At 71.8% G+C, this 4,584-nt stretch carries 4 protein-coding genes; all 4 read left to right on the top strand.

The features are described from left to right. A partial coding sequence (locus H0X00_RS21785) for an ACT domain-containing protein (RefSeq protein ID WP_293774790.1) occupies window positions 1-1,258 on the top strand: 1,258 nt, incomplete at its 5' end. Between the two features lie 117 nt (window positions 1,259-1,375). Continuing rightward, window positions 1,376-2,953, top strand: coding sequence for a signal recognition particle protein (gene ffh / locus H0X00_RS21780; RefSeq protein WP_293774788.1), 1,578 nt, complete (start codon window positions 1,376-1,378; stop codon window positions 2,951-2,953). A 22-nt stretch (window positions 2,954-2,975) separates the two neighbouring features. Then, window positions 2,976-4,049 (top strand): amidohydrolase family protein, encoded by a 1,074-nt coding sequence (locus H0X00_RS21775; RefSeq protein ID WP_293774787.1) that lies wholly within the window; start codon window positions 2,976-2,978, stop codon window positions 4,047-4,049. 170 nt (window positions 4,050-4,219) lie between these two features. Further along, a partial coding sequence (gene rpsP / locus H0X00_RS21770; protein ID WP_293774785.1) for a 30S ribosomal protein S16 occupies window positions 4,220-4,584 on the top strand: 365 nt, incomplete at its 3' end.

Here is a 4,584-nt window from a genome sequence, read left to right as displayed (position 1 = left end):
GCCGTGGCCGGACGCCGCCCGGGAGGAACTGGTCCGTCTGCTCGGCGCCGGCCGGCCCGCGGTCGCGGTGTGGGAGTCCCTCGACCTGGCCGGGGTGATGATCACCCTGCTGCCGGACTGGGCCCGGGTCAGCTGTCGGCCGCAGCGCAACGCGGTGCACCGTTTCACCGTCGACCGGCACCTGGTCGAGGCCGCGGCCAACGCCGCCGCACTGACCCGGCGGGTGGCGCGCCCGGACCTGCTGCTGATCGGCTGCCTGCTGCACGACATCGGCAAGGGCTGGCCCGGCGACCACAGCGTCGTCGGCGCGACCATCGTGCGCGACCTGGCACCGCGCCTGGGCTTCTGTGCGCCGGACGTCGACGTACTGGCGATGCTGGTCACTCACCACCTGTTGTTGCCGGACACCGCCACCCGACGCGACCTCGACGACCCGCGCACCATCGAGCAGGTCGCCGAAGCGGTCGGCACGGTGGAGAACCTCGACCTGCTCGCCGCCCTGACCGAGGCCGATGCGCTGGCGACCGCACCGGTGGCGTGGACGCCGTGGCGCGCGGAGCTGATCAAGGCCCTGGTGGAGAAGACCCGGGCCGTGCTGTCGGGCAAGCCGGTGCCGGGCTCGCCCGGACTCTCGGGCGCGCAGCGCGCCCTGGCCCGGCCGGGAGTCATCGACGTGCACATCGGAGGCAGTGACCACCAGGGGGGCGAGAACGAGGGGACCATCGTCACCGTCGTCTCGCCGGACCGCCTCGGCCTGCTGGCCACCGTGGCCGGGGTGTTCGGCGTGCACCGCCTCGGGGTCCGTTCCGCCGTGACGGAGACCATCGACACCGCCGCGGTGACGGTCTGGACCGTGCACCCGGACTTCGGCTCCCCGCCGGACGCCGCCGTGCTGCGCGGTGACATCGTCCGCGCGCTGGACGGCACCCTCGACATCAGCGAGCGGCTCGCCCGCCGCGAGGCCTCACAGAAGCTGCGGCCCGGCATCGAGGTGCCGCCACCGAGCGTGCACCTCGTCCCCGACGCCTCGGACTCGGCGACCGTCCTGGAGATCCGCGCGCACGACCGCCCGGGCCTGCTGCACCGGGTCGGCCGGGCCCTGTCCGCCGCCGAGGTGGACATCCGCTCGGCCAAGGTCAGCACCTGGGGCGCCGAAGCGGTCGACGTCTTCTACATCGTGGACCCGGTCACCGGGGAGGCCCTGGACGAGGCGCGGGCCACCGCGGTCGTCAAGTCCGTCCTCGACGCGTTGGACTGATCCCCGCGGGCGCGTGTCAGCCCGCCTGCGGGCTGACATGCGCCCGCCAGGGACGTCGTCCCGCAGGACGTAGGCTGGGCGGCGACCCATAGCGCCCGTCGTGAGGACCTCCGCCCCGTGTTCGACACCCTGTCCGACCGCCTAGCAGCGTCCTTCAAGAACCTGCGCGGCAAGGGCCGGCTCTCCGAGGCCGACATCGACGCGACCGCGCGCGAGATCCGCGTCGCGCTGCTCGAGGCCGACGTCGCGCTGCCCGTGGTCAAGGAGTTCATCGAGGCGGTGAAGGCCCGCGCGCGGGGTGCCGAGGTCAGCGCGGCCCTGAACCCGGCGCAGCAGGTCATCAAGATCGTCAACGACGAACTGGTCAACATCCTGGGCGGCGAGACCCGCCGGCTGCGGTACGCCAAGACGGCGCCGACCGTGATCATGCTCGCCGGTCTGCAGGGCGCCGGTAAGACGACGCTGGCCGGCAAGCTTGCGAAGTGGCTGGCCAAGGCGGGCCACCAGCCGATGCTGGTCGCGGCCGACCTGCAGCGCCCGAACGCCGTGCAGCAACTGCAGGTGGTCGGCGAGCGCGCGGGGGTCGTGGTCTACGCGCCCGAGCCGGGCAGTGGCGTGGGTGACCCGATCAAGGTGGCACGGGACTCGATCGACGAGGCCCGCCGCCGCCAGCACGACATCGTCATCGTCGATACGGCCGGCCGCCTCGGTGTCGACGCCGAGATGATGAAGCAGGCCGCGAACATCCGCGACGCGGTCAGTCCGGACGAGATCCTCTTCGTCGTCGACGCGATGATCGGCCAGGACGCCGTCACCACGGCCCAGGCCTTCATGGACGGCGTCGGTTTCGACGGCGTGGTGCTCACCAAGCTCGACGGCGACGCCCGCGGTGGTGCCGCCCTGTCCGTCGCCAAGGTGACGGGCCGTCAGATCATGTTCGCCTCGAACGGCGAGAAGCTCGAGGACTTCGACGCCTTCCACCCCGACCGGATGGCCTCGCGCATCCTCGGGATGGGCGACATGCTCACCCTGATCGAGCAGGCCGAGCAGCATTTCGAGGCCGAGGCGACCGCCAAGATGGCGGACAAGCTCCTGCGCGGCGGTAAGGGCAACGAGTTCACCCTCGAGGACTTCAAGCAGCAGATGATGCAGGTCCGCAAGATGGGCTCCTTCAGCAAGATCATCAAGATGCTGCCCGGCATGGGCGAGATGAAGGAACAGATCGACCAGATCGACGACAAGGAGCTCGACCGCGTCGTCGCGATCATCAACGGCATGACTCCCGCCGAGCGGGACGACCCGAAGATCATCAACGGCTCCCGGCGGGCCCGCATCGCCAAGGGTTCCGGGGTCGAGGTCGGCGAGATCAACCAGCTGGTCGACCGTTTCTTCGAGGCCCGCAAGGTCATGAAGCAGATGGCCGGTGGCATGGGCGGGATGAAGGGGATGCAGGGAAACCCACTGGCGGGGATGGGCGGCATGCCCGGCCTCGGCGGCGGCGGCAAGAAGTCCCGCGGCAAGGCCCAGCAGACCCGCCCGGCCAAGGGCAAGGGCAAGCGCAGCTCGGGCAACCCGGCCAAGCGCGCGCAGGACGAGGCCGCCGAGGCCGCCCGCGCCGACGCAGCGGACAACGCGCCCATCAACTTCGAACTGCCCGCGGAGTTCAAGGGCCTGCTGCCCCCCGACGGGAAGTAGGCCGAGAGAGATGCCGAGGGAGATGGAGCCCCTCCACGTCCGCGGCGTGCGGCTGCCCGACGAGCAGCCCGTCGACCTCTGGATCCGCGACGGCCACGTCACTTACGAACCGGTCCTCGGCGCGACCACGGTCGGCACCGGCTGGATCGTGCCCGGGCTGGTCGACATGCACTGCCACATCGGGCTGGCCTCGCGCGGCGAGACCGACCGGGCGGCCACCGAGGTGCAGGCGCTGGCCTCCCGGGACACCGGGGTGCTGCTGGCCCGGGACTGCGGTGCGCCCGGTGACACGCGCTGGCTCGACGAGCGCGAGGACCTGCCGCGGGTGGTGCGCGCCGGCCGGCACATCGCCCGGCCCAAGCGTTACATCCGCGGCGTGAGCGTCGACGTCGAGCCGCCGGCGCTGGCGGCCACCGTCGCTGACCAGGCCGGCCGCGGTGACGGCTGGGTGAAGATCGTCGGGGACTGGATCGACCGGGACGCCGGCGACATGACCCCGCTGTGGCCCGTCGAGGAGTTGCGCGCGGCGGTGTCGGCCGCCCACGCCGGCGGGGCCCGGGTGACCACGCACGTCTTCGGCCGCCAGGCGCTCGCGGAGGCCCTGCAGGCCGGGTTCGACTGCATCGAGCACGGCACCGGCCTCGACGACGAACTCACCACGCTGATGGCCTCGATGCAGGTGGCCCTGGTGCCGACGCTTCTCAACGTGGTCGACAACTTCCCGGGGATCGCCGACTCCGGCGCCGAGAAGTTCCCCGCCTACGCCGCGCAGATGCGTGCGTTGTGGGCCGGCGCGCCCGAGCGGATCGCCACCGCCTACCAGGCTGGGGTTCCGATCTACGTCGGCACCGACGCCGGCGGGGTGATCGCGCACGGGCGGATCGTGGACGAGATGGCCACCCTGCACCGGGCGGGTCTCCCGCTGGACTACGTGCTCGGCGGCGCCTCCTGGCGGGCCCGCGAGTACCTCGGCCGCCCGGGCCTGGCCGAGGGCGACCCGGCGGACCTGGTCGTGTTCGACGCCGACCCGCGCCTCGACCTGGCAACCCTCGCCGCCCCGACCCGGATCGTCCTCCGCGGCCGGGTCATCTCCTGATGACGTTCGCCTGAGCGGGATTCGGCGGGTTCCGGGCGCTCTGGCATACTGAGCCGCTGCATCGCCGGTCCGGGCCCTCTACCCCGCCGGGCGAGAAGCGGGTTCGCGTCTTCCGGTATCCCACCCGGGTGTCGCCGCCCATCGAAGCAAACTTCAGGAGAACCAGGCTCGTGGCCGTCAAGATCAAGCTCAAGCGGATGGGCAAGATCCGTTCGCCGCACTACCGGGTTGTCGTCGCGGACTCCCGTACCAAGCGTGACGGTCGTGCGATCGAGGAGATCGGGAAGTACCACCCGACCTATGACCCGTCGCTGATCGAGATCGATTCCGAGCGTGCGCAGCACTGGCTGAAGGTCGGCGCGCAGCCGACCGAGGCCGTCCTGGCGCTGTTCAAGGTCACCGGAGACTGGCAGAAGTTCAAGGGGCTGCCCGGCGCCGAGGGGACCCTGCGGGTCGCCGAGAAGGTCGAGAAGCAGGGCGGCGTCGCGTTCGTCGCGGCCGGCCTGGACGTCGGCGCCGGGGCGAAGGCCCGGGC

The sequence above is a fragment of the Sporichthya sp. genome (assembly GCF_013815995.1).
GTDB lineage: Bacteria > Actinomycetota > Actinomycetes > Sporichthyales > Sporichthyaceae > Sporichthya.
The sequence above is the reverse complement of the archived record's forward strand: the minus strand, read 5'-3'. Positions and strand labels throughout refer to the sequence as shown.